The 23,660-nt window shown below is 68.6% G+C and carries 17 protein-coding genes and 1 pseudogene; 16 read left to right on the forward strand and 2 right to left on the reverse strand.

What is annotated here, in order from left to right:
- From G7Y49_RS05235 to G7Y49_RS05255, 5 genes and pseudogenes are all read left to right on the forward strand, one after another.
- Positions 1-612, forward strand: a pseudogene (locus G7Y49_RS05235) (DNA repair protein RecN); the annotation flags it as partial.
- Positions 613-1,160: 548 nt separating this feature from the next.
- Positions 1,161-1,748: a tryptophan transporter gene (locus tag G7Y49_RS05240; protein WP_241157270.1), complete on the forward strand. Its 588-nt coding sequence runs from the start codon at positions 1,161-1,163 to the stop codon at positions 1,746-1,748.
- 118 nt (positions 1,749-1,866) lie between these two features.
- Positions 1,867-2,706, forward strand: coding sequence for an energy-coupling factor ABC transporter ATP-binding protein (locus G7Y49_RS05245; protein ID WP_165171788.1), 840 nt, complete (start codon positions 1,867-1,869; stop codon positions 2,704-2,706).
- Positions 2,703-3,557 carry an energy-coupling factor ABC transporter ATP-binding protein gene (locus tag G7Y49_RS05250; RefSeq protein ID WP_165171790.1) on the forward strand — a complete coding sequence of 285 codons (855 nt, stop codon included), beginning with the start codon at positions 2,703-2,705 and terminating at the stop codon, positions 3,555-3,557. The genes G7Y49_RS05245 and G7Y49_RS05250 overlap by 4 nt, the downstream gene beginning before the upstream one ends.
- Positions 3,554-4,324, forward strand: coding sequence for an energy-coupling factor transporter transmembrane protein EcfT (locus G7Y49_RS05255; RefSeq protein ID WP_241157271.1), 771 nt, complete (start codon positions 3,554-3,556; stop codon positions 4,322-4,324). Before G7Y49_RS05250 ends, G7Y49_RS05255 begins: the two co-directional genes overlap by 4 nt.
- A 14-nt stretch (positions 4,325-4,338) precedes the next feature.
- Here the strand turns inward: G7Y49_RS05255 and G7Y49_RS05260 are convergent, their stop codons facing one another.
- Entirely contained in the window at positions 4,339-5,586 is a 1,248-nt protein-coding gene (locus tag G7Y49_RS05260; RefSeq protein WP_165171792.1) for a serine hydrolase, read from the reverse strand.
- A 1,129-nt stretch (positions 5,587-6,715) separates the two neighbouring features.
- Between G7Y49_RS05260 and G7Y49_RS05265 the strand changes: the two genes are divergently transcribed.
- The 6 genes from G7Y49_RS05265 (at position 6,716) to G7Y49_RS05295 (ending at position 14,514) form a co-directional block, all read left to right on the forward strand.
- Positions 6,716-6,889, forward strand: a complete 174-nt coding sequence (locus tag G7Y49_RS05265; RefSeq protein WP_165171794.1) for a type II toxin-antitoxin system HicA family toxin — start codon at positions 6,716-6,718, stop codon at positions 6,887-6,889.
- Positions 6,890-6,987: 98 nt separating this feature from the next.
- On the forward strand, positions 6,988-7,425 hold the full coding sequence (locus tag G7Y49_RS05270; protein ID WP_165171796.1) for a type II toxin-antitoxin system HicB family antitoxin: 438 nt from the start codon (positions 6,988-6,990) through the stop codon (positions 7,423-7,425).
- Between the two features lie 554 nt (positions 7,426-7,979).
- Positions 7,980-9,041 carry a phenylalanine--tRNA ligase subunit alpha gene (gene pheS, locus G7Y49_RS05275; RefSeq protein ID WP_165171798.1) on the forward strand — a complete coding sequence of 354 codons (1,062 nt, stop codon included), beginning with the start codon at positions 7,980-7,982 and terminating at the stop codon, positions 9,039-9,041.
- Between the two features lie 266 nt (positions 9,042-9,307).
- On the forward strand, positions 9,308-11,779 hold the full coding sequence (gene pheT / locus G7Y49_RS05285; RefSeq protein WP_165171800.1) for a phenylalanine--tRNA ligase subunit beta: 2,472 nt from the start codon (positions 9,308-9,310) through the stop codon (positions 11,777-11,779).
- Between the two features lie 175 nt (positions 11,780-11,954).
- A complete protein-coding gene (locus tag G7Y49_RS05290; protein ID WP_165171802.1) occupies positions 11,955-13,256 on the forward strand; it encodes a 5-bromo-4-chloroindolyl phosphate hydrolysis family protein in 1,302 nt (433 codons plus the stop codon).
- Between the two features lie 106 nt (positions 13,257-13,362).
- Positions 13,363-14,514: a toxic anion resistance protein gene (locus tag G7Y49_RS05295; RefSeq protein WP_165171804.1), complete on the forward strand. Its 1,152-nt coding sequence runs from the start codon at positions 13,363-13,365 to the stop codon at positions 14,512-14,514.
- A 6-nt stretch (positions 14,515-14,520) separates the two neighbouring features.
- Here the strand turns inward: G7Y49_RS05295 and G7Y49_RS05300 are convergent, their stop codons facing one another.
- Positions 14,521-15,357 carry an MBL fold metallo-hydrolase gene (locus tag G7Y49_RS05300; RefSeq protein WP_165171805.1) on the reverse strand — a complete coding sequence of 279 codons (837 nt, stop codon included), beginning with the start codon at positions 15,355-15,357 and terminating at the stop codon, positions 14,521-14,523.
- 420 nt (positions 15,358-15,777) lie between these two features.
- Here G7Y49_RS05300 and G7Y49_RS05305 point away from each other — a divergent pair, with 420 nt between their 5' ends.
- From G7Y49_RS05305 to G7Y49_RS05325, 5 genes are all read left to right on the forward strand, one after another.
- Entirely contained in the window at positions 15,778-18,672 is a 2,895-nt protein-coding gene (locus G7Y49_RS05305; RefSeq protein ID WP_165171806.1) for a molybdopterin-dependent oxidoreductase, read from the forward strand.
- Positions 18,673-18,684: 12 nt separating this feature from the next.
- Positions 18,685-19,263, forward strand: coding sequence for a 4Fe-4S dicluster domain-containing protein (locus tag G7Y49_RS05310; protein ID WP_165054430.1), 579 nt, complete (start codon positions 18,685-18,687; stop codon positions 19,261-19,263).
- Complete coding sequence (gene nrfD / locus G7Y49_RS05315) at positions 19,263-20,240, forward strand: NrfD/PsrC family molybdoenzyme membrane anchor subunit (RefSeq protein WP_165171807.1); 978 nt, start codon at positions 19,263-19,265, stop codon at positions 20,238-20,240. Before G7Y49_RS05310 ends, nrfD begins: the two co-directional genes overlap by 1 nt.
- A gap of 170 nt (positions 20,241-20,410) precedes the next feature.
- Positions 20,411-21,340, forward strand: a complete 930-nt coding sequence (locus G7Y49_RS05320; RefSeq protein ID WP_165171808.1) for a heterodisulfide reductase-related iron-sulfur binding cluster — start codon at positions 20,411-20,413, stop codon at positions 21,338-21,340.
- 4 nt (positions 21,341-21,344) lie between these two features.
- Complete coding sequence (locus tag G7Y49_RS05325) at positions 21,345-23,648, forward strand: molybdopterin-dependent oxidoreductase (protein WP_165171809.1); 2,304 nt, start codon at positions 21,345-21,347, stop codon at positions 23,646-23,648.
- Positions 23,649-23,660 lie beyond the last annotated feature (12 nt).

The raw sequence follows: 23,660 nt of genomic DNA on the forward strand, positions 1-23,660 counted from the left end.
GCCGCCGAGGCCGCCCTCGCGCAGGCCGCCGCGGCCCTCCACGAGGCGCGCGCCGCGGCCGCCGCGCCCTTCGCGCGCGCGGTGAGCGACGTCATGGGCCGTCTGGAGATGGGGTCGGCCGAGCTGACGTGCGAGGTGGGGCTCCTGGAGCGCGAGAGTTGGACGGCGGCGGGCCCCTCGGCGGTCGAGCTCTTCTTCCGCCCGGGCGCGGGCATGCAGGCGCGCCCGCTCGCGCGCATCGCCTCGGGCGGCGAGATGAGCCGCGTGATGCTGGCGATCCACGTGGTGATGGGCGAGCGCGACGGCACCTCCACGCTCGTGTTCGACGAGGTGGACGCCGGCGTGGGCGGCGCCACCGCCACGGCGCTCGCCCAGGTGCTCGCCGACCTCGCGCGCACGCACCAGGTGCTCGTGGTCACGCACCTCGCGCAGGTGGCCGTGGCCGCCGACGTGCACTACGTGGTCGAGAAGAGCCCCGGCGACGTCCCCGAGACCACGCTGCGCGCGGTCGAGGGGGAGGGGCGCGTGGCCGAGGTGGCGCGCATGCTCTCGGGTGACGCCACCGCGGCGTCGCTCGCCCACGCGCGCGAGATGCTGGGCGCACGCGCGTGAGGCGGCCTCGCGCGGCCGACGCGGCCGGCGCCCTCCGCTTGCGGCGCCGCGCTCCGTTCGCGAAAATTCTCCTTGCGCGCCCGCTGCGTTGTGCTAAAGTATGCAGCGCAATTGAATACCTTAAACCGTTGAGGCGAAGGTCAAGCCATCACAAGCGCTCACAGAGAGCGGGTGCAGCTGAGATTCCCGCAGAAATGCTGGATGGTAAATGGATCGCCGAGGGAAAGGGGAAAGGTTGGCTTGGCGCGGCGCATGCCGCGGCGGCTGGCTGAGTATCTGGACCGTGAGCCCGCGTTAGTGGCAGGACATGTGTTGGCATGTTCGCGAGGGGGTTCGCGCAAGCGAGCCAATTAAAGGTGGCACCGCAGATCTTTTGAGAGGTCTGTCCTTTAAGGGAAGCACTTCCCGAAGGACAGGCCTCTTTTTTTGTTGGTGGCGCCCGGGGTTCCTCGCCCCGTCCCGCTTCGGCAAGAGGTAGACGGCACGCAAGAGTCCGGGGACGGACGAGGACGGGCGGCGTGGAGGCCGCCGAGAAAGGAATGATCGAAATGACGGATGTGAACGCAACGGCTCAGAAGCGCGTGGTGGCCCAGCAGGAGAAGAGCGGGCTTGCGGTCCAGGACCTCATCCTGGTGGCGGTGCTCATCGCGGCAGGCGCCGTGCTCAAGCTCACGGTGTCGAGCTTCCTGTCGTTCGGCGGCATGAAGCCCAACTTCATGATCGCCATGTACTGCCTGGCCATCATACTCGTGCGCCCGAAGGTGTACCAGTCGGTGATCATCGGCCTTTTGGTGGGCCTGGTCAGCCAGATCCCCATGCTCAACGCCACGCCCCTGGTGAACATCGCCTCCGAGGTGCTCGGCGCGCTCGTGTGCGGCATCCTGGTGAGCGTGCTTGCCAAGGTGGCCGCCGACAACAAGGCGTGCCAGAACGCGGTGTTCCCCGCCGTCATCACCTTCGTCTCCACGGTGGTGTCCGGCTACACGTTCGCCCTGATCGTCGGCGTGGCCGTGGCGCACCTCGACCCGATCGCCGTGTTCGGCGTGTACGCGGTCATGGTGCTCGGCACCGCCGTCATGAACGCCGTGGTGGCCGTCATCCTCACCCCGATCCTGCGCGCGGTGCTGAAGCGCTAAGGGGGGCTTCGGACCTGCTGGCGCAGGTCCGGGCCGCCCGATGACGTGCGGGGCTCATCCGGGCCCCGCGCGCCGGCTTTCCCGGGCATGTGAGTTCCCTCTTCCCGTAAGGAGAAACATGATCGAAATCTCAAACCTCACCTTCCGCTACCGGGAGGGGAGCGCGCCGGTGGTGCGCGACGTCAGCCTCACCATCCCCGACGGCACGTTCGTGGGGATCACGGGCGCGGCGGGCAGCGGCAAGTCGACGCTCACCTACGCGTTCAACGGCATCATCCCGCACTGCTACCCCGGCGACTTCTACGGCAGCGTGGTCATCGACGGGCTCGACACCTGCACCGCCTCGCTCACCGACGTGAGCCGGCTCGTGGGCAGCGTGTGCCAGGACATCGAGTCGCAGATGGTGTCGTCGGTGGTGGAGGACGAGATCCTCTACGGGCTGGAGAACTTCGGCGTGCCGAAGGACGAGATCGGCCGCCGCGTGACCGAGGCGCTCGACGCCATGGGCATCGCCGACCTGCGCCACCGCAGCATCGCGGGGCTCTCGGGCGGGCAGAAGCAGAAGGTGGCGGTGGCGTCGGTGATCGCGCTCGAGCCGCGCGTGCTCGTGCTCGACGAGCCGACGGCCGAGCTCGACCCCGCCTCGTCGGTGGGCGTGTTCGAGCTTCTGCGCCGCTACGCGCGCGAGCACGGGACCACCGTCATCGTGGTGGAGCAGAAGATCGCCCTGCTCTCCGAGTACGCCGACGAGCTGCTCATCGTGGACGGCGGCGCCGTCGTGTTCAGGGGCGCGCCCGCCGAGGTGCTCGCGCACTCCGACGAGCTGCTCGAGATCGGCGTGAACTGCCCCCGCGCCACGAGCCTGGTGAACCGCCTGCGCCGCCGCGGCCTGTTCGCGGGCCCGGCCGCGCGCAACGTCGACGAGGCGGTCGCCGCCTGCAAGGAGGTGCTCGCATGATCGAGTTCAAGAACGTGTCGGCCAGCTACGCCGAGGAGCTGCCGGTTCTGCGCGACGTGAGCTTCGCGGTGCCCGACGGTGACTTCGTGGCGTTCGTCGGCACCAACGGCGCCGGCAAGTCGACCACGATGCGCCTGGTGAACGGGCTTCTGAAGCCCACGTCGGGCGAGGTGCTCATCGACGGGGCGTCCACGCGCGACCTCAAGACCAGCGAGCTGGCGGCGAAGGTGGGCTTCCTGTTCCAGAACCCCGACCGCCAGATCTGCTGCGAGACGGTGCGCGAGGAGCTCCTGTTCGGCTTCAAGGTGCTCGGGCGCGCGGATGCTGAGGCGGAGGCGCGCGTCGACGCGATGGTCGAGCGCTTCGGCTTCGACCCTGACGCCGAGCCGTTCCTGCTGAACCGCGGCACGCGCCAGCTTCTGGCGCTGGCCTCCATCATCGTGCTGGAGCCGCCCGTGGTCGTGCTCGACGAGCCCACCACGGGCCTCGACTTCCGCGAGTGCGGCAAGGTGATGGACGCGATCGCCGCCATGAACGCGCGCGGCACCACCGTCATCATGGTCTGCCACGACATGGAGGTGGTGGGCGACTACGCGCGCCGCGTGATCGCCATGACGGCCGGCCAGGTGGTGGCCGACGGCCCCACCTTCGAGGTGCTGAGGGACCGCGCGGTGCTCGAGCGCGCGCACCTGCTCCCGCCCCAGGTGGTGGGGGTGTCGATGCGCCTGGGCGAGGAGCTTGGGGTCTGCGCGGGCACGCCGGTGGCGGCGGCGAACACGCTTGACGAGATGGAGCGCGCGCTCGCGGACGCCGCGGGCGCGGGCGCGGCGAGAGGGGAGGGCGCGCGATGAGCGGCGGCTTTCTGGAGTACGTACCCGGCGACAGCTTCTTGCACCGCATGAACCCCGTCGCCAAGCTGGCGTCGGCGTTTCTGCTGGTGATCGCCTGCTTCGCCACGTCGAGCCCCGCGCTTCTGGCGCTCGTGCTCGTGGTGGACGCCGTTTTGGCCGTGCGGTGCGACATGGTGGCGCAGACGATCGGCCTGGCGAAGGCGGTGTGCGCCTTCTCGCTGCTGCTCGCGCTCATCGCGCTTCTGTTCACGCCCGCAGGCGACGTGCTCGTGGCGCTGCCGTGGGGGTACGTCGGCACGGGGAGCATAGCGGCGGCCGTGCTCATCGTGGTGCGGCTCGTGGCCTGCGCGGTGCCGCTCTTCCTGGTGTTCTACGTCACCAAGCTCACCGACATGGCCAACGCCATCGTGAAGGTGCTGCACGTGCCCTACAAGTACGCCTTCGCCTTCACCTCCACGGTGCGCTTCATCCCCGTGTTCATGAACGACATGGCGGGCATCATGGAGGCGCAGACGGCGCGCGGCGTGGAGTTCGACGGCTCGCTCGCGAAGCGGATCCGCCTGATGGTGCCGCTGTGCGTGCCGCTTCTGGTGAGCTCGGTGCGCAAGACGAACTCGGCGGCCATCGCGGCGGAGGTGCGCGGGTTCAACCTGCGCACGCGCGAGAGCGGCTACAAGGACTACCCGTTCGCGGCGTTCGACGTGGCCGCGATGGCGGCGAGCGCCGCGCTCGTGGCAGCCGCCGTGGCGCTCGGGCTGCTGCTGTAGGGGCGTGCTCTCGCCTAGGCCTCTTGCGCCTGCTCGACCCACTGGTAGTCGAGGGCTTCGCGTGCGTCGAAGATGGTGCGCGCGAGGTCCTCGAAGTACCTGCGGCTGGCTTCGCTGTCGCGCATGTCGGTCATGATGCACAGCAGGTACGTGCGGCCGTCGAGGGTGACGAGGCCGGCATCGCTCACGCTTCGGTACGCAGGGTCCTCGTCAGGTGACCATCCGGCCTTGTTCATGAAGGTGATGTCGCCCTCGACGCCTGCTTGCGAAGAGGCGCCTTCGGCATCCGAGCTGCTCTCGCCCGACTCTTCCCCGTCGCCTTCGACTTCGACCAGGCCGCTGGCGGTCGTCTCCTTCGTCTCCCCGGTGATGCCGTTGCGGATGAACGACACCTCGGTGTCGCCGAGCAGCTCGCCGAGCCAGGCGGCCGTCTCGGTGCCCGAGCTCACGTAGTTGTTGACCTCGGACCACAGCTTGGCCGAGGTGCGCGGGCAGTAGGTGGGGAACCAGCTCGAGTCATCGTACTTCACGTCGTTCGCGCCGAGCGAGCCGGCCCAGTCGTCGAACCCGCGCATGTCGAAGTTGGTTCGCAAGCCGCCGAAGGCGTTGTTGTCCGACCAGGTGACGGCGGCGTCGATGAGGTCTTGGACGGCATAGGATCTCCCGGCCTTGTAGTAGCTGCCGCGGTCGACCGAGGTAGACAGCCGGCAGGGGGTCGAGAGCGTGACGTCGCCGTCCTCCACGTGCGTCTCGCACACGTAGGTGGCGTAGGGCGCCTTGAACGTGCTGGCGCCGTAGATCTTGTCTTCGGCGTTGTAGGCGATGCCGCGTCCCGTCTCGGTGTCGACGAAGACGAAGCCGGCGCGCGCCTCGCGGTCGTTCTCGATGCCGATGATCCGGCTGACGATGCGGAGTTCGTCGAATGCGGGAACCTCGGGCGCGGACAGGTCGGAAAGCGAGAAGGAGACGATGCCGTCCGAGGTCGACATCTCGGGCATGAGGTCGAAGGAGGCGGGGGTGAGGTTGAAGTCGGTCGCCTCGAAGACCGTCTCGGTGCTGACCTGGGCGGGCCCTGCTATCCCGGATATGGCCCCCGACACGCATCCGGCGATGCGCGAGAGGGCGAAGAGCAGCAGCGCCGCTATGAGGACGAGTGCGATGATCTTGGGGAGCGGCGAGCTCCACGAGGCCATGGCAGCGATGCCCCGCTGGGGGACGGTGCCGTACAGCGACTTGTAGCCGATGGTCGAGGGCTGCGGCACGAAGGTGTCGCGCGCGCCGCGCTGCTGCGAGGATGACGAGGACGGGCGCGTAGGACGAGGCCTGCGCTCATTGCGCGCATCCTGCGTGCTGCGGCCCTCGCGCGTCCTGCGCTCGCCGCGCTGCGAAGGGTCGCGGCGCGGCGAGCTGGAGCGTGCTGGGCCGGGACGGGACGAGTCGCGGCGAGACGGGCCGGGACGAGATGAGCCGGGACGAGCGGAGCTCCTCCGCTCGTCCCTCTCGCGTTGGGAGCGTGCTTGGCCAGGTCGCGGCCTGCGTGGGCGGTCGCCCTGCGGCTCTGCGGCCTCGCGTGCGGGACGGCGTCCCCGCTCGCGTCCCGCCTCGCTCTCGCGTCGAGCCTGGCGGGGCCTGCGAGGCTGGCCTTCCTGATGGCGCTGCGCGCCATGCGGGCCGTGAGAGCTTGCAGGCGCCTCGGCGGCGGGGGTTGCGCGCGGGTCGTCGTCGCGTGCGGAGAGCAGGATCCGCGAGGAGCTGCCGCGCGGAGTCGGGGGCATGCCGTTGCGGCTCGTATGACGGTCGCGCATGCTCGGTTCGTGCGTAAGGGGGCGGTTTCGGGACGTCTGGTCGCTGGTGGGGCCCGAAGCGCCGTAGCGGGGGCGCATGCGGTCCCCGTATGCGCCTTGTTGGGAATAATCGCCGGTTGACATGGTTCTTCTGCCTGTAGTTCCCTTTCGTGCAAAAATCTCCCTGAGTATAGCACGTATGGAATTCTGCGAGGCGGCTGCGGCCAGGGCGGCCGCGTTTTTCGGTGCGGGACTCGATGGGGGCGGGGTGACGAATTTCGCCGCCCTGCTGCTTTTGAAAGGGCAGTAATGCACAAAACCAATCGTTGCGCGACGCCAGCTGGCAGAGGGCAATGAGGTCGAGTCGTTTCCTCCCCCGGTGAGTTGGCAGGCGTCTTATGTCTTAAAATAAAACACTTGTATGCCAAACAAATGTTTGTTATAATGTTATTGCGGTTGGACGATCGGTCCTAACCTCGCGCATAGGGGGACAGCCTTTTGCGAAGCGCGTTTTCGCCGCAGAGAAGGGTTGGCCATGCTCCTTGCGTCATTTTCCTGCGGCTGCTTCAAAATTATCAACTTAACTGTATAATTTTGAGAGGCGACCATGGTCAAGAGGCGGGACCTCGTGAGGGAGCTGACCGAGGCGGGGTTTGTAAGCAGGGGCGGAAGGAATCACGAGGTGTTCGTCAAGCCTGGCTATAGGACGGTGGTTCCATATCATCGCGAGCTCAGGGAAGTTACAGCGGGCGAGATAAGGAAGCAAGCCGGCCTCAAATAGCGCGAGGGGCAGGCCGGGTTGAGGTCAGATGCCGTGTGCGGGATGGAGCAAAGCGCCAACCCGGCAGGCTGACGTCGAGGAGGTGCGTTGTGCGATATGTGTTTGAGTTCGAGCTGGTAGAGAGCGAGGGGTGGTTCGTCGCCGTTCCCCTTGACTTCGACGGCGCGACGCAAGGGAAGAGCTTGGCGGAGGCTTCGGACATGGCGGCAGACTGGCTCAAGACCGAGCTTGAATATCGCCTGATGAACGGTGAGGCTATACCTTCCCCTACGCTTGGCGCCGACCCTCGAAGAGGGGGGCGCATGCTTCTCGTGGCAGTTGACGTGAGCCTCGATGCCATTGAGAAGGTGAGCGCCAAGGAGGCCGCGACGCTTCTCGGGGTGACACCGTCGCGGGTCTCCCGAATGACGAAGGAGGGGCTCCTGACGAGCTTCCGCGTAGGCCGTGACGTGTACGTGACGCTTGACAGCATCAAGGCGCGCATAGCCGAGAAGCCGAAGGCAGGTAGGCCGAGGAAGGATAAGGCGTGTGCGTAGTCATGGACGTAGCATGCTTGAAATGAAGTACCGCTTCCTGTAGCTTTGGCGCCCTGCGCGCGGGAAAGAGTGCTATACTGCGCTGTTACATGCGTTGACGAAGACAGTGGCGCGCAGGCGACGCCCCCAGAGACGGACCTCACCGGCTGAGAGGGTCCGGGCCCATCGCGCACGCCAATTCCCTTCCGAGCAGCATGCCTGAAAGCAGACGCGGCGCCCGCGGTTCCCCCGGTGGGGCCACCGCAGGTCGCAGGGCGGGAGTGGCCCGCAGGTGCGGCGCGAGATGTCGAGTAGGGCATGACGGGTGCTCCCGTCACAGGGCGCAATGAGCGGGCGCGGCATGCGGCGCCTTCGCCCCTTGCCAGCGGCAGCCGCGCAGACGCCATGAGCGTCGCGGCGGCGCAGGCAGAGGCGGGGGAGCGCGGAGATGCGCGCCAACCGAGGTGGTACCGCGAGAGCCTTCTCTCGTCCTTGGACTCGAAATCACGCGTTTCGGGAACCAGGGACGCGAGAGGGCTCTTTTTTTGTCGGAAGAAGAAAGGCAGAAAGCAACTATGGCGATCACAGACGAATTGAGCGCGCTGCGCGCCTCCACGCTTGCCAGCATCGCCGCGGCGGAGACGTCGGCGGCGCTCGAGGCCGTGCGCGTGGCCGTGCTCGGGAAGTCGGGCACGCTCACCGGGTACCTGCGCTCGATGGGCAGCGTGCCCAAGGAGGAGCGCGCGGCGGTCGGCAAGGCCGTGAACGAGGCGCGCGTGGCCGTCGAGGAGGCGCTCGGCGCCCGCAAGGCCGCGCTCGACGCCGCCGAGCTCGAGGCGGCCATCGACGCGGCGGCCGTCGACGTGACGCTGCCGGGCCGCGCCCAGCAGATGGGCACGCGCCACCTCATCAACGGCATCATCGACGAGCTCTCCGAGATCTTCCTCGGGCTGGGCTACTCGGTGGCGAAGGGCCCCGAGGTGGAGACCGACTACTACAACTTCACGGCGCTCAACGCCCCGGCCGACCATCCCAGCCGCTCCATGCAGGACACGTTCTACGTGCACGACCTCTCCGGCGACACCTCCCGGGTGCGCGGCGAGTCGGACGTCCTTCTGCGCACGCAGACCTCGGGCGTGCAGGTGCACGTCATGGAGGACCAGGAGCTGCCCATCTACATCGTCGCGCCGGGCAAGGTGTACCGCCGCGACGTGGCCGACCCCTCGCACCTGCCGCAGTTCCACCAGATCGAGGGCTTGGTGGTGGACAAGGGCATCACCTTCGGCGACCTCAAGGGCACGCTCGACTACGTGTGCAAGCAGGTGTTCGGCCCCGACCGCAAGACGCGCTTCCGCGCCCACTACTTCCCGTTCACCGAGCCCTCGGCCGAGGTGGACGTGAGCTGCGGCATCTGCCACGGCGAGGGCTGCCGCATGTGCAAGGGCACCGGCTGGCTCGAGATCCTCGGCTGCGGCATGGTGGACCCGAACGTGCTCGAGATGAGCGGCATCGACCCCGAGGCGTACTCGGGGTTCGCCTTCGGCATGGGGGTGGAGCGCATCGCCTGCCTGAAGTACAACGTCCCCGACCTGCGCATGCTCCTCGAAGGCGACATGCGCTTCCTGCGTCAGTTCTAAGCCGCCCGGAAGCGCCGAGGGCTGGAGCAGAGCTCAGCCGCCCGGAGGCGCCGTGGGCGCCGAGGGCTGGAGCGGAGCTCAGTCGCTCAGACAGTCCTGCTCGCTCGAAATACCCGCCGGGCATTTCGGCTCGTGCGGAACTCGCTTGGTGAGCACCGCTCCAGCCCTCGGCTGGCTGCGACTCTCCCATGCAGGAGTTCTCTGGATGCAAGTCCCCTTTGCCCGCATGCTTCGGCATGCGGGTTGGAGAAGAAGGAAGAAGACACATGAAGGTATCTTTGAAGTGGCTGTCCGAGTATGTGGACGTGCCGACTGACATAAAGGCGTTCTGCGACAAGCTCGACCTCACGGGCACGGGCGTCGAGGGCGTGGAGAAGACGGGCGCGGCGCTCGACGGCATCGTCGTGGGGCACGTGCTCACGTGCGAGGCGCATCCCGACAGCGACCACATGCACGTGGTCACGGTGGACGTGGGCGCGGGCGAGCCCGTGCAGATCGTGTGCGGCGCGCCGAACATCGCCGCCGGCATCAAGCTGCCGGTGGCCACCGTCGGCGCGGTTTTGCCCGGCGACCTCAAGATCAAGAAGTCGAAGCTGCGCGGCGTGGCGAGCTGCGGCATGTGCTGCTCGCAGCGCGAGCTCGGCTTCGGCTCCGACCACTCCGGCATCTGGGTCCTGCCCGAGGACGCGCCCGTGGGCGAGCCCATCGCCGACTACCTGAAGATGACCGACACCGTGCTCGACCTCGAGATCACGCCGAACCGCCCGGACTGCCTGTCCATCGTGGGCTTCGCGCGCGAGGTGGGCGCCATGTACCAGCAGGACTGGCGCGACCCGCTCGCCTCCATGGCGGCCGAGCTCGCGCTCGACGCGGACGCCGCGCCCGTCGACGAGGCCGTGAGCGTGACCGTCGAGGACGCCGTGCGCTGCCCGCGCTACACCGCGCGCGTCATCCGCGGCTGCAAGGTGGGCCCCTCGCCCGACTGGATGGTCGAGCGCCTCGCCGCCATCGGCCAGCGCTCCATCAACAACATCGTGGACGTCACGAACTACGTCCTGTTCCTGCTCGGCCAGCCGCTGCACGCGTTCGACCTGGGCAAGCTCATGGGCGCCGACGGGCGCGCCCACGTGGTGGTGCGCGCGGCGCGGGAAGGCGAGCGCCTCACGACGCTCGACGGGGAGGAGCGCGTGCTCACCCCGGACATGACCGTCATCGCCACGCCCGAGCGCGGCGCGGTGGCGCTCGCAGGCGTCATGGGCGGGCTTGACACCGAGGTGACCGACGAGACGTGCGACATCTTCCTGGAGGCCGCCACCTTCGAGGCCGGCCGCACGAGCCGCACGAGCCGCAACCTGGGGCTCATCTCCGAGAGCTCCCTGCGCTACGAGCGCGGCGTGGACGACCAGGGCATGGTGGAGCGCTCGGCCGCCGCCGCCGCGCTCATCGCCGCGGTGTCGGGCGGCACGGTGTGCGCCGCGTCCGGCAACGACCTCGGCTGCGTGGACGTGTGGCCCGCGCCGTCCGAGCCGGCGCGCCTCTCCTTCCGCATCCCGCGCTTCTGCGGCATGATGGGCGCCGACATCCCGCGCGACTTCGTGGTCGACGTCCTCGCGCGTTTGGGCTGCGAGGTGGCCGACACCGCCGACGCCGACGTGCTCGCGGTCGTCGCCCCCACGTTCCGCCCCGACCTCGAGCGCGAGATCGACCTGTACGAGGAGGTGCTGCGCCTGTGGGGCATGGACCGCATCGCGCCGACGCTGCCCGCGAGCCCCGACCGCGTGGGCGTGCGCACCGACGAGCAGCGCAAGCGCGACGTCATCAACGACACCCTGCGCGCGTGCGGCCTGAACGAGACGATGACCTACTCGTTCGCCGAGCCGGGCGACATCGCTCGTCTGCGCATGAGCCCCGAGGGCCTCGGCGCGCCCGTGGAGCTCCTCAACCCGCTCAACGCCGACCAGTCGGTGATGCGCCAGTCCGTCATCCCCGGCCTTCTGCGCAGCGTGGCCTACAACCAGAGCCGCGGCGTGCACAACGTGCAGCTCTACGAGATCGGCACGGTGTTCTCCACCGCCGAGGGCCGCAAGAAGCCCAAGGAGCGCAAGAAGGTGGCGGCGGTGATGGCCGGCGCCATGCGCGAGGCGGGCTGGAACGCCGCCGCGGTGCCGTTCGACTTCTTCGACGGCAAGGGCGTGCTCGAGAGCCTCGCGCGCGAGCTGGCGCTGCCCAAGGTGCGCTTCCGCGCGCTCTCGTCCGAGGACGCGCCGCACCTGCAGCCCGGCCGCGCCGCCGAGATGCTCTCCGGCGGCACGGTGATCGGCTGGGTGGGCGAGCTGCACCCGCTCGCGGTCGACGCGTTCGACGCTGCGGCGCCCGTGGTCGCCTTCGAGCTCGACATGGGCGCGCTCATGAAGGCGTCGTGCGACGCGCGCCCCTACGTGGACGTGCCCACGTTCCCGGCCGTGTCGGTTGACCAGGCGTTCGTGGTGGCCGAGGACGTCGCGCACGAGAAGATGCTCCAGTGCATGACGTCGGCGGGCGGCAAGCTGCTCGAGAGCGTGCAGCTGTTCGACGTGTACCGCGACGAGGAGCGCGTCGGCGCGGGCAGGAAGTCGATGGCCTACGCGCTCACCTACCGCGCCGCGGACCGCACGCTCACGAGCGAGGAGGTGGAGAAGGCGCACAACCGCCTCGTGACCAAGGTGTGCAAGGCGACCGGAGCCGAGGTGCGCGGCTAGCGTCAGGGCGCGTGCGGGGACGGCGGGGCGGGCTTGCCTTCGCCGCCCCCTTGATATGAGGTGTTTGGGGAGGGGCTGCGCGCGCGGCCCCTCCCCGCTTGTCGTGGTAGAATCACAAGCAGGTCAAACGATTGATGCGGGCGACGCTTGCGCGCGCTCGCGTGAGAGGCAGTTGATGAGTCCGCAGAACCCCTACGAAGGCCGCACCCCGAACGCCGGCGGCCAGCGGCAGCAGCCTGCGGGCGGCCGCAAGCCCGGCGCCGCCGGAGCCGGCCGCGCCGGCGCGCCGACCGACGGCATGTCGCCCGAGGAATTCGCCCAGATGTGTCGCACCATCGAGGAGTCGGTCTCCCAGGTGGCCAAGCTCGCCGTGGCGGGGCTCGGCAAGGCCGGCAGCGCCATGGGGCAGGCGGCTGACGCCTGCCAGCAGGCGTACCGGGAGGCCGCGCGGAAGAACGCGTGGCCCGTGCCGCCGGACGTCGCGCCCGCTCGGAAGGAGCGCGTGGAGTCCGCCCTCGCGAAGGCGCGCTTCCGCTCCACCGCGGGGCTCACGGCGTCGGGCGCCGTCATGGCCGCCGTCGGCGGCACGCTCGCCTTCTCGTTCCTCGCGTCGGCCGTCATCGCGCTGGTGGCGCCGCTGGCAGGCGCCGGCGTGGCCGTCGCGGCCTTCGCCGCCGTCTTCGCCGCGCTCTCCGGCTGGCTGCTCGCCGCAGGCGTGGGGCGACTGCGCCTCGCGAGCCGCGCGAAGTCGTTTCAGCGCGTCTTCGGCTCGCGTGAGGTGTGCGACGTCTCCGAGATCGCCCGGCAGCTCGGCGTGAGCGACGCACGCGCGCTCGCCACGGCGCGCCGCATGCTGAAGCGCGGCCTGCTTCCCCAGGGGCACCTCGACGACGAGGGCACCTGCCTCATGGTGACCGACGACGCCTACCGCCTCTACCGCCAGGTGCAGCGCACCCGCGCCCAGCAGCTCGCCGAGGAGCGCGCGGCGCGTGAGCGCTCGCGCCTCGAGGCCGAGGCCGCGCGCGCGAGGGGCGAGCTGCCGGCCGAGGCGCGGGCGTTCATCAGCCAGGGAGGCGGCTTCCTGAGCCAGATGCGCGAGCTCGACGCGCGCATCGATGACGCCGAGGTGAGCGCGAAGATCGCCGGCCTCGCCGAGGTGGTCGAGCGCATCTTGGCGCGCGTGGCGGACGAGCCGTCGGTGATGGGCGGCCTCGAGCGCCTGAACAGCTACTACCTGCCCACCACGGTGAAGCTCCTGGAGGCCTACGACAACCTCGAGGACCAGCCCTCCCAGCTCGGCAACGTCGCCAGCTCGCGCCAGGAGATCGAGCGCGCCCTCGGCGCTCTGCACGGCGCCTTCGAGAAGCTCCTCGACGAGACGTTCCAAGACCTCACCCTCGACGTGTCCTCCGACGTCAGCGTGCTGCACGCCGTGCTCGCGCAGGAGGGCCTGACCGAGGGCCCCTTCAAGAAGTGAGGCGGGCGGGCGGCGAGGCTCACCCTGCGCCGCCCGCCCAGCTTGCCGCAGGCGCCGGGCCGCATCGCGCGCCCGGGCCATCCGCCCGAGAGAAAGGAAACCACCCATGTCCGACGACCTCGCCTTCGACGGCGTCCCCTCCCCGAAGCTCACGCTCGAGCCGCTCGCCGACCAAGAGCCCGCGCAGGTGCTCGAGGCCACCCTCGTCAGCGCCTCCGCCCCCGCCGCCCCCGCGCTCGACGACGTGCTCACCGACGAGGAGCGCGCGCAGGTGGAGGCGTTCTCCCGCCAGATCGACGTCGCCAACTCCCAGCAGGTGCTCCAGTACGGCGCCGGCGCGCAGAAGAAGATGGCGGACTTCTCCGAGATGGCGCTCGAGAAGGTGCGCACGCAGGACCTCGGCGAGGTGGGGGACCTCATCACGGGCGTGGTCACCGAGCTCAAGGGCTTCGACGTCGAGGAGGAGAAGGGGCTGTTCGGCCTCTTCAAGCGCCAGACGAACAAGCTCGCCGCCATGAAGGCGCGCTATGACAAGACCGAGGCGAACATCGACAAGATCACGCACGCGCTCGAAGGCCACCAGATGACGCTCATGAAGGACGCCGCCACCCTCGACAAGCTCTACGAGCTGAACCTGACGTACTTCAAGGAGCTCACCATGTACCTGATCGCGGGGCGCCGCCGCCTGGAGGAGGTGCGCGCCGGGCAGCTCGCCGAGCTGGCGGCGCGTGCGCGCCAGACCGGCCGCACCGAGGACGCCGAGGCGGCGCAGAAGCTCGAGGCGTCGTGCAACCGCTTCGAGAAGAAGCTCTCCGACCTCGACCTCACGCGCACCATCGCCCTGCAGACCGCCCCGCAGATCCGCCTGGTGCAGAACAACGAGATGCTCATGATCGAGAAGATCCAGACGACGCTCGTGAACGCGATCCCTCTGTGGAAGGGGCAGATGGTGCTCGCGCTCGGCCTCGCCAACAACGAGGCGGCCCTGCGCGCGCACGAGGCGGTGACCGACATGACCAACGAGCTTCTGCGGAAGAACGCCGAGAAGCTCAAGACCTCCACGGTGGAGGTCGCGCAGGCGAGCGAGCGCGGCATCGTGGACATCGAGACGCTGCGCGTCACCAACGAGCGCCTCATCGAGACGTTCGACGAGGTCATGCGCATCCAGGAGGAGGGCCGCGCCAAGCGCGCCGAGGCGGAAGGCGAGATGCGCAAGATGGAGGCCGAGCTGCGCGACAAGCTGCTGCAGCTGAGGTAGCCGCCGTCAGATCGCGAACGACATTCCGTCGAGGGCCGCTTCCACGCGGCCCTCGTACTGCCCGAGCCACCTCGTCAGCTCGGCGTAGGTGACGGGCTCGTCGTAGTGCATGCACATATGCGTGAGGTAGATCTTCTTCGCGCCGAGAGCAAGCCCCTCCTCGATGCACTCCTGGACGGAATGGTGGTCGTCGGGGCTCCAGTTGCGCTTCCAGAACGTGGCGTCCATCGCGAGCACGTCGCAGCCGCGCACGCGCTCGGCCGTCTTCTCGGGCAGGCGCGCGGTGTCGGACGCGTAGAACACCCGCGTGCCGGGAGTGCCCGCGGCCTCGTCGCCCGGCGTCTCGATGAGGTAGCCGTAGGTCCCCGGCGCGTGCGTCACGGGACAGGCGGTGTAGCGCACCCCGTCGAACTCGTGGACGTCGAAGGGCTCCATCGCGTGCAGGTCCATGCAGTAGGTCATGTAGTGGAACTCGCCCGCGATCCCCGAGAGCGCCGTCGCGGAGCCGAAGACGGGCATCGTGCGCTTCTGGATGAGCTGCACGAGGTACTCGTACTCGCCGAGGCCGCCGATGTGGTCGAAGTGCGCGTGCGTGAACAGGATCTCGTCGACGCGGCGCACGTCCTCGCGCAGAAGCTGGTGACGCGCGTCGGGCGGCGTGTCGATCACGAGCGTGGGGACGCGCCCCGCCTCGTCGGCCTGCCCGCGTACCATGACGCCGCAGTCGCCGCGACGCAGCGCGGGGTTCGCGCGCGCCTCCTCGCAGGCGGGGCAGTCGCAGAAGAACGAGGGCACGCCGCAGCCGGCGGCGGTGCCCATGAAGGTGAAGGTGTGCTGGGGCATGCGCTTCCTCCTCGGGGTGGGGCAGTTGGTGCACGGGCGGGCCGATGGCGCTCGCCCGCCTCGATTATAGCCGCCTGAGCTCCACTTGTCGGAAAAGAATAAAGGGTGGTGGCAACTACTGAACGCAATCGGTATAATCCCGTACTTGGTTAGGTGCGTCTTGTGCCGTGACGTTGGGAGAGAGCGTCTGAGCAGGGGATAAGCCTGATCGCCGCGCTCAGCGCCCCAGCGGCGGATGTCGCGGCTCGTACCTCGGGGTGTAGGCCGTCCGGCCTTTTCCATCCTGCGGGTTCGATGCCTCGGCCCCTCCTCTCGGCTACACTGTTGCGGCAATTTGCGGACATGAGGGCGCGCTCGCGCTCGCGGTGCGCTCATTCATTGGTGATGCAAGTAAGAGACGAGAAGAAGAGGGGAAGGTAGATGGAAATTTCCAAGACGTCGACGGGCCTCAAGGACATCCTGTGTCCTGACACCGAGTCGACTGAGGTTGACATCCACGCCGACGGCGTTGAGATGATCAAGTCACTCTGCTACTTCTGCCATGCCAACTGCGGCGTTCTTGCCTACGTCAAGGACGGCGACGTAATTAAGATCGAGGGCGATCCTAATTACTCGAGCCAGGGCGGCCTGTGCTGCCGCGGCACCAGCGCGCTTCTGCATGTGAACCACCCGGCTCGCATCAACCACGCGCTCAAGCGCGTCGGCGAGAAGGGCGAGGGCAAGTGGGAGCAGATCGACTACGATCAGGCCATCCAGGAGGTCGCCGACCGACTCAACCAGATCAAGGCCGAGAGCGGCGCCGAGGCCGTGGCCTCCGCCGGCGGCACCACGCGTACCGACGACTGGGCGCGCCGCCGCTTCCTGAACCAGTTCGGCACGCCGAACGGCTTCCACAACGCGCTTCTGTGCTGGATCCCCACGTTCATGGCTGAGACCTGCGTGGCCGGCTGGTCGCCGTTCGAGACCGACCTGGGCGGCGCGAAGTCGCTGATCCTGTGGGGCATGAACCCGGGCGCTTCCACCCTGGGCGGCATGCACGGCTACACCGACCTGCAGAAGGCGGGCCTGAAGATCATCATGGTCGACCCGCGCTACTCCGAGACGGCCTCGAAGGCCGACCTCTGGCTGCCGCTGCGCCCCGGCTCCGACGCCGCGCTGGCGCTCGCCATGCTTCACACCATCGTGTACGGCGGCATGGCCGACTACGACTTCATCGGCAAGTGGTGCGACGGCTTCGATGACCTCATGGACCACCTGGCGCAGTACTCGCCCGAGTGGGCTGCGCCCATCACGTGGCTCGAGCCCGAGCAGATCCGCCAGGCTGCCATGATGTACGCCACCAACAAGCCCGGCTGCATCCAGTGGGGCTGCACGTGGGACCAGATCGGCCGCGCGTCGACCACCGGCTCCCATGCGATCGCGCTCCTGCGCGCCGTCACCGGCAACCTCGACGTCCCCGGCGGCGACGGCATGCCCGGCCCGGCCCTGAACTTCCTCACCGACGAGGAGCTCGAGCTCAACGAGTGCCTGCCCGAGGAGCAGAAGGCAAAGCAGATCAGCCGCTACAAGCTGACCTCCTGGCCCGGCTACCAGATCATCTCCGACACCGCGCGCCGCACGTGGGGCAAGACGCTGCCCACCGAGTGGTTCTGCGAGGCCCACGGCCCGAGCGTGTTCAAGGCCATCCTCACGGGCGACCCGTACCAGGTGCGCGCCCTCATCTGCAACGCCACCAACCCGGTGAACTCCTACGGCGACGCGAAGATGACGCTGGCCGCCCTCAAGGCCTGCGAGTTCCTCGTGGTCGTCGACTACTGGATGACCCCGACGGCGCTGTTCGCCGACTACGTCTTCCCGGCCGCCGGCGCGCTCGAGCGTCCGACCATCGTCACCCACTACGGCGCCACCGACTCCCTCATGGGCGGCCGCCGCGCCATCCAGCCGAAGTTCGACCGCCACACCGACATGGTGTTCTGGCGCAAGCTCGGCCTGGCCTGCGGCCAGGATCCGGCGAACTGGCCGTGGGAGACCGAGGAGGAGGCCTACTACGAGGTGCTCAAGGGCATCGGCCTGCCGGTCTCCGACTACAACGAGTTCGTGGACAACGTGCGCATGTACTACCCGCCGCTGCACCAGAGCAAGTTCGAGAAGAACGGCGGCTTCTGGACGCCGTCCGGCAAGGTTGAGCTGAACTCCACCATCATGCGCCAGCTCGGCTTCCCGGGCATGCCCACCTACATCGGCACCATCGAGAACCCGATCGACACGCCCGAGCTGCTCGACGAGTACCCGATCGTGCTCACCACCGGCGGCGGCTTCATGCCGTACCACCACTCCGAGCACTTCCAGATGCAGGGCATCCGCTACCTGTATCCCGACCCGTACTTCTCGATCAACCCCGAGCTCGCCGAGAAGCTCGACATCGAGTACGGCGACTGGTGCTGGATCGAGACGCGCCGCGGCCGCATCAAGATGCGCGCGAACGTGGAGCCCGAGGTGGATCCGCGCGTGGTGTTCGCGCCGCGCGGCTGGTGGTTCCCCGAGCGCGACGGCTCGGCCGACCTCGACAACCCGTTCGGCTGCCTCGAGTCCAACGTCAACGTGCTGACCTCGGTCGACGAGGAGCACTGCGACCCGATGGGCGGCTCGTGGGCCAACCGCGGCCTGCTGTGCAAGGTGTACAAGTGCACCGAGCTCGACCATGAGTACAAGCCCGAGGACGCCCAGTTCTCCATCCCGGGCAGCGTCGCCGAGCCGGGCATCCACGAGATGCCGAGCTCCCGCCCGCTGGCTCGCGAGGACATCCCGTTCGAGATGCCCCAGTACGAGGGCGGCGAGGTTCCCGAGGGCTACGACTGGGTGTGGCAGAACAACACCCTGTACCAGAAGGGCACGAACTACAAGCTCGACGCCTCCGGCTGGCTCATCAACCCGCGCAACAAGGCGTACTACGACGCGTACACCGGCTGGCGCTACGACGCCGGCGAGGAGTGCCTCGTGGACGACGAGACGGGCAAGCGCTACACCATGGACCGCGAGGAGATCAAGTACATGGGCGCCTACCGCCTCTACCCCGGCACCGAGGCCCCGTACGCAGTTCCCGAGCAGCTGGTGTGGAAGGAAGAGGGCTACGCCACGCTTCCCGGCCGCGACGAGCTGATCTACGACAGCAACTCCGGCTGGCTCGTGGATCCCGCGACCAACGTCTACTACGACGCCTACTATGGCTGGGCGTACGATCCCACGGCGAACTGCCTGATCGACATGGCGACTGGCAAGCGCTACACCATGGAATACCAAGAGATGGCAGAATAGGAGGAGCTGAACATGACACGTTACGTAATGGTCATCGACCAGCGCCGTTGCATCGGCTGCCATTCCTGCACGGTTGCCTGCCGTACTTGGAATAAGCTGCCGCTCGACATCATCTACAACCCGGTCGTCACCGAGGGCGCGCAGGGCACGTGGCCGCACGTCCACAAGAGCTGGACGCCGCTCCTGTGCATGCACTGCGAGAACCCCGAGTGCGTTCCCTGCTGCCCGTCGGGCGCGAGCCAGCAGGACCCGGACGGCACCGTGTGGGTCGACCCCAAGAAGTGCCTGTCCTGCAAGGTGTGCGTGAACGCCTGCCCCTACGGCATGCGCGACGCGTCCCACCTCGAGTCCCGCCTGCACCGCTTCGTGCGCAAGTGCACCTTCTGCCGCGACAAGCGCCAGCTCGACCCGGACGCCCAGCCGTACTGCGTGCTCACCTGCCATCAGAAGGCGCGCGTGTTCGGCGATCTGGACGACCCCGAGAGCGAGGTCTCGAAGCTCATCGGCTCTGTGAAGACCGAGCGCCTCTTCGAGGAGTTCGGCACCGAGCCTCAGATCTACTACATTCCTGAGTTGGGAGGCAAGGCATAATGAAGCATCATTACTGGGAACCGCCTATCGCCCTGTACCTTTTCCTGGGCGGTCTGGCTGGCGGCATTCTGTTCCTGTCCGCCGTCTTCAACACCTTCGTAGTGCCGGGCTTTGCCGAGGTCTTCGCGATGCCCGTGCTCGTCTCGCTCGTGTGCATCGCCATCGGCTGCGTGTTCCTCGTCATCGACCTGGGCCAGCCCGGCGTGTTCTGGCGCGTGTGGACCACGGCGACCTCCATCATCAAGTGGGGCGCGACCTTCCTGGTCATCGCCGCGGTGTTCGCGCTGCTGTTCTTCCTGGCCTACCTGGGCGATGCCTGGCCGATCTTCGCGGGCCTGTCCGACCTGCTCAAGCCGGCTGCCGGCTTCTTCCTGGGCGTGGCGGGCTTCTTCGGCCTGTGCATCATGATGTACACCGGCATCATGCTCTCCACCCTGAAGGCGCATGCGTTCTGGGCGACCCCGGCCCTGCCGGTGCTGTTCACCGTGTCCGCCATCTCGACGGGCTGCGCGGCTGTCGTGCTGTCCATCGGCGGCTGGCCGGCTGAGGTGACGCTCGGCACGCTCATCGTGTCCGAGGTCGTGCTCGAGATCCTGCACGTGGTCGACATCATCCTGGTCATCACCGAGTTCATCATCCTGATGACCATGGTGCTCTCCTTCCTGGGCGCTGGCAACGTCACCGCCAAGAAGGCCGCGAAGCGCTGGGTGTGCGGCTCCTACGCGCCGCTGTTCTGGATCGGCATGGTGCTCGTGGGCCTGGTCATCCCGTTCGCCCTGTACGTGGGCGGCTCGGGTGCCGCGTCCCAGCTCGTCGCCCCCATCCTCGTGCTCATCGGCGGCTGCCTGCTGCGCTTCCTCGTGGTCAACACCGACGATCGCGCCCCCATCCCGGGCGAGATCCGCTACTACGAGCGCGTGGCGAAGCCCGACGCCGAGTTCGTGCACAAGTGGACCTACGGCGAGAACATCTTCTAAGCTTCAGCTAGGGAAGACTCGCAGGTCTTAACGATCTAAGCTGGTGGGGTTCGGCAGGTTTTCTGCCGGGCCCCACCTGTTGCGTTCCCGAGAGGCGCGCGGCGGCCGCCGGACAGGCGGCGGCTGGCGTCGCGGCGCGCTTCCCGGGAAGGCAACGAAGGGGAGGCTTCATGGAGGACTACACGTTTGCGGACGCGTTGACGGGCAACGCGGTCACGTTCGACTACCAGACGGGCGAGGCGCGCCTGGCGCGTCGCGCGGAGGGCGAGGCGCTGCCCGCGTGCGAGACGCTCTTCTTCCCGGGCTGCTCGTTCATCAACTACGCGATGCCGCTCGTGGCGGCGGTGTACGACACGCTCAAGGCAGGCGGCGCGGTCGACGGCATCTCGCTTCTGTGCTGCGGCAAGATCCTGTCGTATGAGCCCGACGGCGGCGAGGTGCGCGCGGGCTTCGAGGCCCAGCTGCGCGACCACCTCGCGGGAAGCGGCATCACGCGCATCGTGGCGGCGTGCCCGAACTGCGTGACCGCGCTGCGCCAGGCGCTTGAGGGCGACGCGCGCGTGGAGGGGATTGAGATCGTGGCCCTGCCGCAGGTGCTGGCCGACCTGGGCTACCGCATCGACCGCGACACCGTGGCCGAGCAGGTGAAGGGCGACGCCTCCGCGCCCGTGCTTCTGTGCACGCACGACTCGTGCCCCGACCGCGCCACCGGCGAGTTCGCGGACGGCCTCCGCGCGCTTCTGCCCGAGGGGCTCTACGCCGAGCCCGAGCACGCGCGCTCCCGCTCGCTGTGCTGCGGCTCGCTCCCGCGCGCGGCGGGCAAGCTCGAGGCGGCCGACAAGTGCGCGCGCCGAAACGGCGAGGAGGCGCTCGCAGTGGGCGCCGACGCCATCGTCACGGCATGCATGAGCTGCACCTTCCAGCTGAACATGGCGCAGAGCTCCGTGCAGGTGGTGCACTTCCTCGAGCTGCTCTACGCGTGGCGCGTCAACTGGGCGACCGTGGGCGCGTGGATGAAGCTGCGCTTCCTGTTCGACGACACCATGGGCGTGGCCGAGGACGAGGGAAGCGGCCGCGCGTTCAAGGGCCTGGGGAGGTAGCGCCATGACGCAGGAACGCAAGAGGACCAACTGCCACTTCTGCGGCTACTGCTGCGCCTTCGTCGCGACGGTCGACGAGGGCGGGCGCGTGGTCGACCTCGAGCCCGACCCCACGCGCTACCCGTACGACCCGCAGGTCCTGGCGGGGTGCCGCCGCTGGCGCATGAACCTCGACGTGCTCGACGGGGCCGACCGCGTGAACTACCCGCTGCGCCGGGTGGGGGAGCGCGGCGCGAACCAGTGGGAGCGCGTGAGCTGGGACGAGGCGATCGCCGACATCGCGGCGCGCCTGAGGGCGCTCGCCGCCGAGCACGGCCCGGGCACGCTCGCGTCCATGATCGGCGGGCCGCACACGTCGTTCTGGCCGCTGCACCGCTTCATGACGCTGTTCGGCTCGCCGAACAACATGGGGATCGGGCAGATCTGCTGGAACCCGCGCATCTGGATGGACGTGCTCACCTTCGGCTGGACGGTGGAGGCCGACATCCGGCCCGAGACGGGCTGCGTGCTCATCTGGGGCACGAACCCGGCCGAGTCCGACAACTCGCTGTTCTGGCGCAGCCTCCTCCACATCGGCAAGTCCGAGGACACCGCCCTCGTGGTCATCGACCCGCGCTTCACGCGCACGGCGCGCGCGGCCGACCTGTGGCTCGCCCCGCGCCCCGGCACCGACTGCGTGCTCGCGCTCGCCCTGCTGAACGTCATCATCGCCGAGGACCTGGTGGACCGCGCGTTCGTGGACGCTTGGTGCTACGGCTTCGACGAGCTGGCCGCGCACGTGGCGCGCTTCACGCCCGAGTACGCGGAGGGCGTCTGCGACGTGCCGGCCGCCGACATCGCGCGCGCGGCGCGCCTGTTCGCGGGCCCGCGCGGCGAGGGGGCCTACCCCTCGGCGCTCGTGTCGGGACGCGGCATCGACCAGGTGGGGCGCTCGGTGGCGCCGACGCACCGCGCCATCTGCTGCCTGCGCGCCGTCACGGGCAACGTGGATCGGCCCGGCGCGTGCGTGCTCGCCGAGGGGAGCGACTTCATCCCCGAGGTCGACCTCGAGCTCACGCTCGAGCACGCGGGCGAGCTCTCCGCGCGCTGCCTGAACACGCCGCACACGCCCCTGCAGTGCTACGAGGGCTACGCGCACGTCGCCGCGCTCACCGAGCGCCTCGGGCGCAAGCTCCCGGCGCGCTACCTCACCTCGGCTCACCCCGACCTGGTTCTCGCGGCCATGGAGACCGGCGAGCCCTACCCGGTGCGCGCGCTCGTGGTGGAGGCCACGAACCCCCTGCTCACCTACGCCGACACGCACCGCGTGTTCGACGCGCTCATGGGGCTCGACCTCATCGTGGTGCTCGACTACTACCTGACTTCCACAGCATCCATCGCCGACTACGTGCTGCCGGCGGCGGGCGCGATCGAGCGCTCGCTCTTCCAGGCGCACGGCGGCGTGGCCAACATGGCCTACGGCGGCCCGAAGGCGACGGACCCGTACTACGAGCGCAAGAGCGACTACGAGATCTTCCGCCTGCTCGGGTGCGCGCTCGGGCAGGAGGAGTCCTGGCCCGACGAGACGTTCGAGGACGCCATCGCGCGCACGCTCGCGCCGACGGGCATGGACTGGGACACGTACTGCCTGCTGGGCCTGTGCTACGTGCCGCCCGCCTACGAGAAGCACCTCATCCCCGGCGCCGACGGCGCCCCGCAGGGCTTCGCCACCACGACGGGCAAGATCGAGCTCGCGAGCGTCGCGCTCGAGGAGCTCGGCGGGCCGCGCCTGCCCGAGCCGGGCGAGCCGCGCCGCCTGTGCAGCCCCGAGTTCGTCGCCGTGCACGAGGCGCAGGGCTGGGCGCACCTGACGCTCACCACCGGCGCGCGCAAGCAGCCCTACAACGCCTCCATGTACTTCAACAACCGCGCCTTCCGCGAGAAGGCGCCCTACCCGGTGGTGGAGATGAGCGAGGCGACGGCGCGCGAGCTCGGGATCGAGAAGGGTGATTGCGTGGTCGTGGCGACGGATCAGGGTGAGGCGCGCTTCATGGCTGATACAATACGTATGCGCGATGGTCTACTAAATGCGGACTACGGATGGTGGCATCCCGAGTGGACGCCGGGCGCGCCCGCGTTCGGCGGCATGTGGGAGTCCAACATCAACTGCCTGACCTCGTGCTCGCTCGACCAGGGCGAGCCCATGATCGGCACGTGGTCCTACAACGCGATCGACTGCATGATAAGGAAGGACGACGCGCCCTTGAGCTGGCAGCCCGGCTTCACGCCGGAGGATGCCGCATGCGGGGCGCGGCGTCGTGAGGATTAAGGAGCATTTCAA

This window comes from Adlercreutzia sp. ZJ242, assembly GCF_011038995.1.
Classification (GTDB): Bacteria; Actinomycetota; Coriobacteriia; order Coriobacteriales; family Eggerthellaceae; genus CAAEEV01.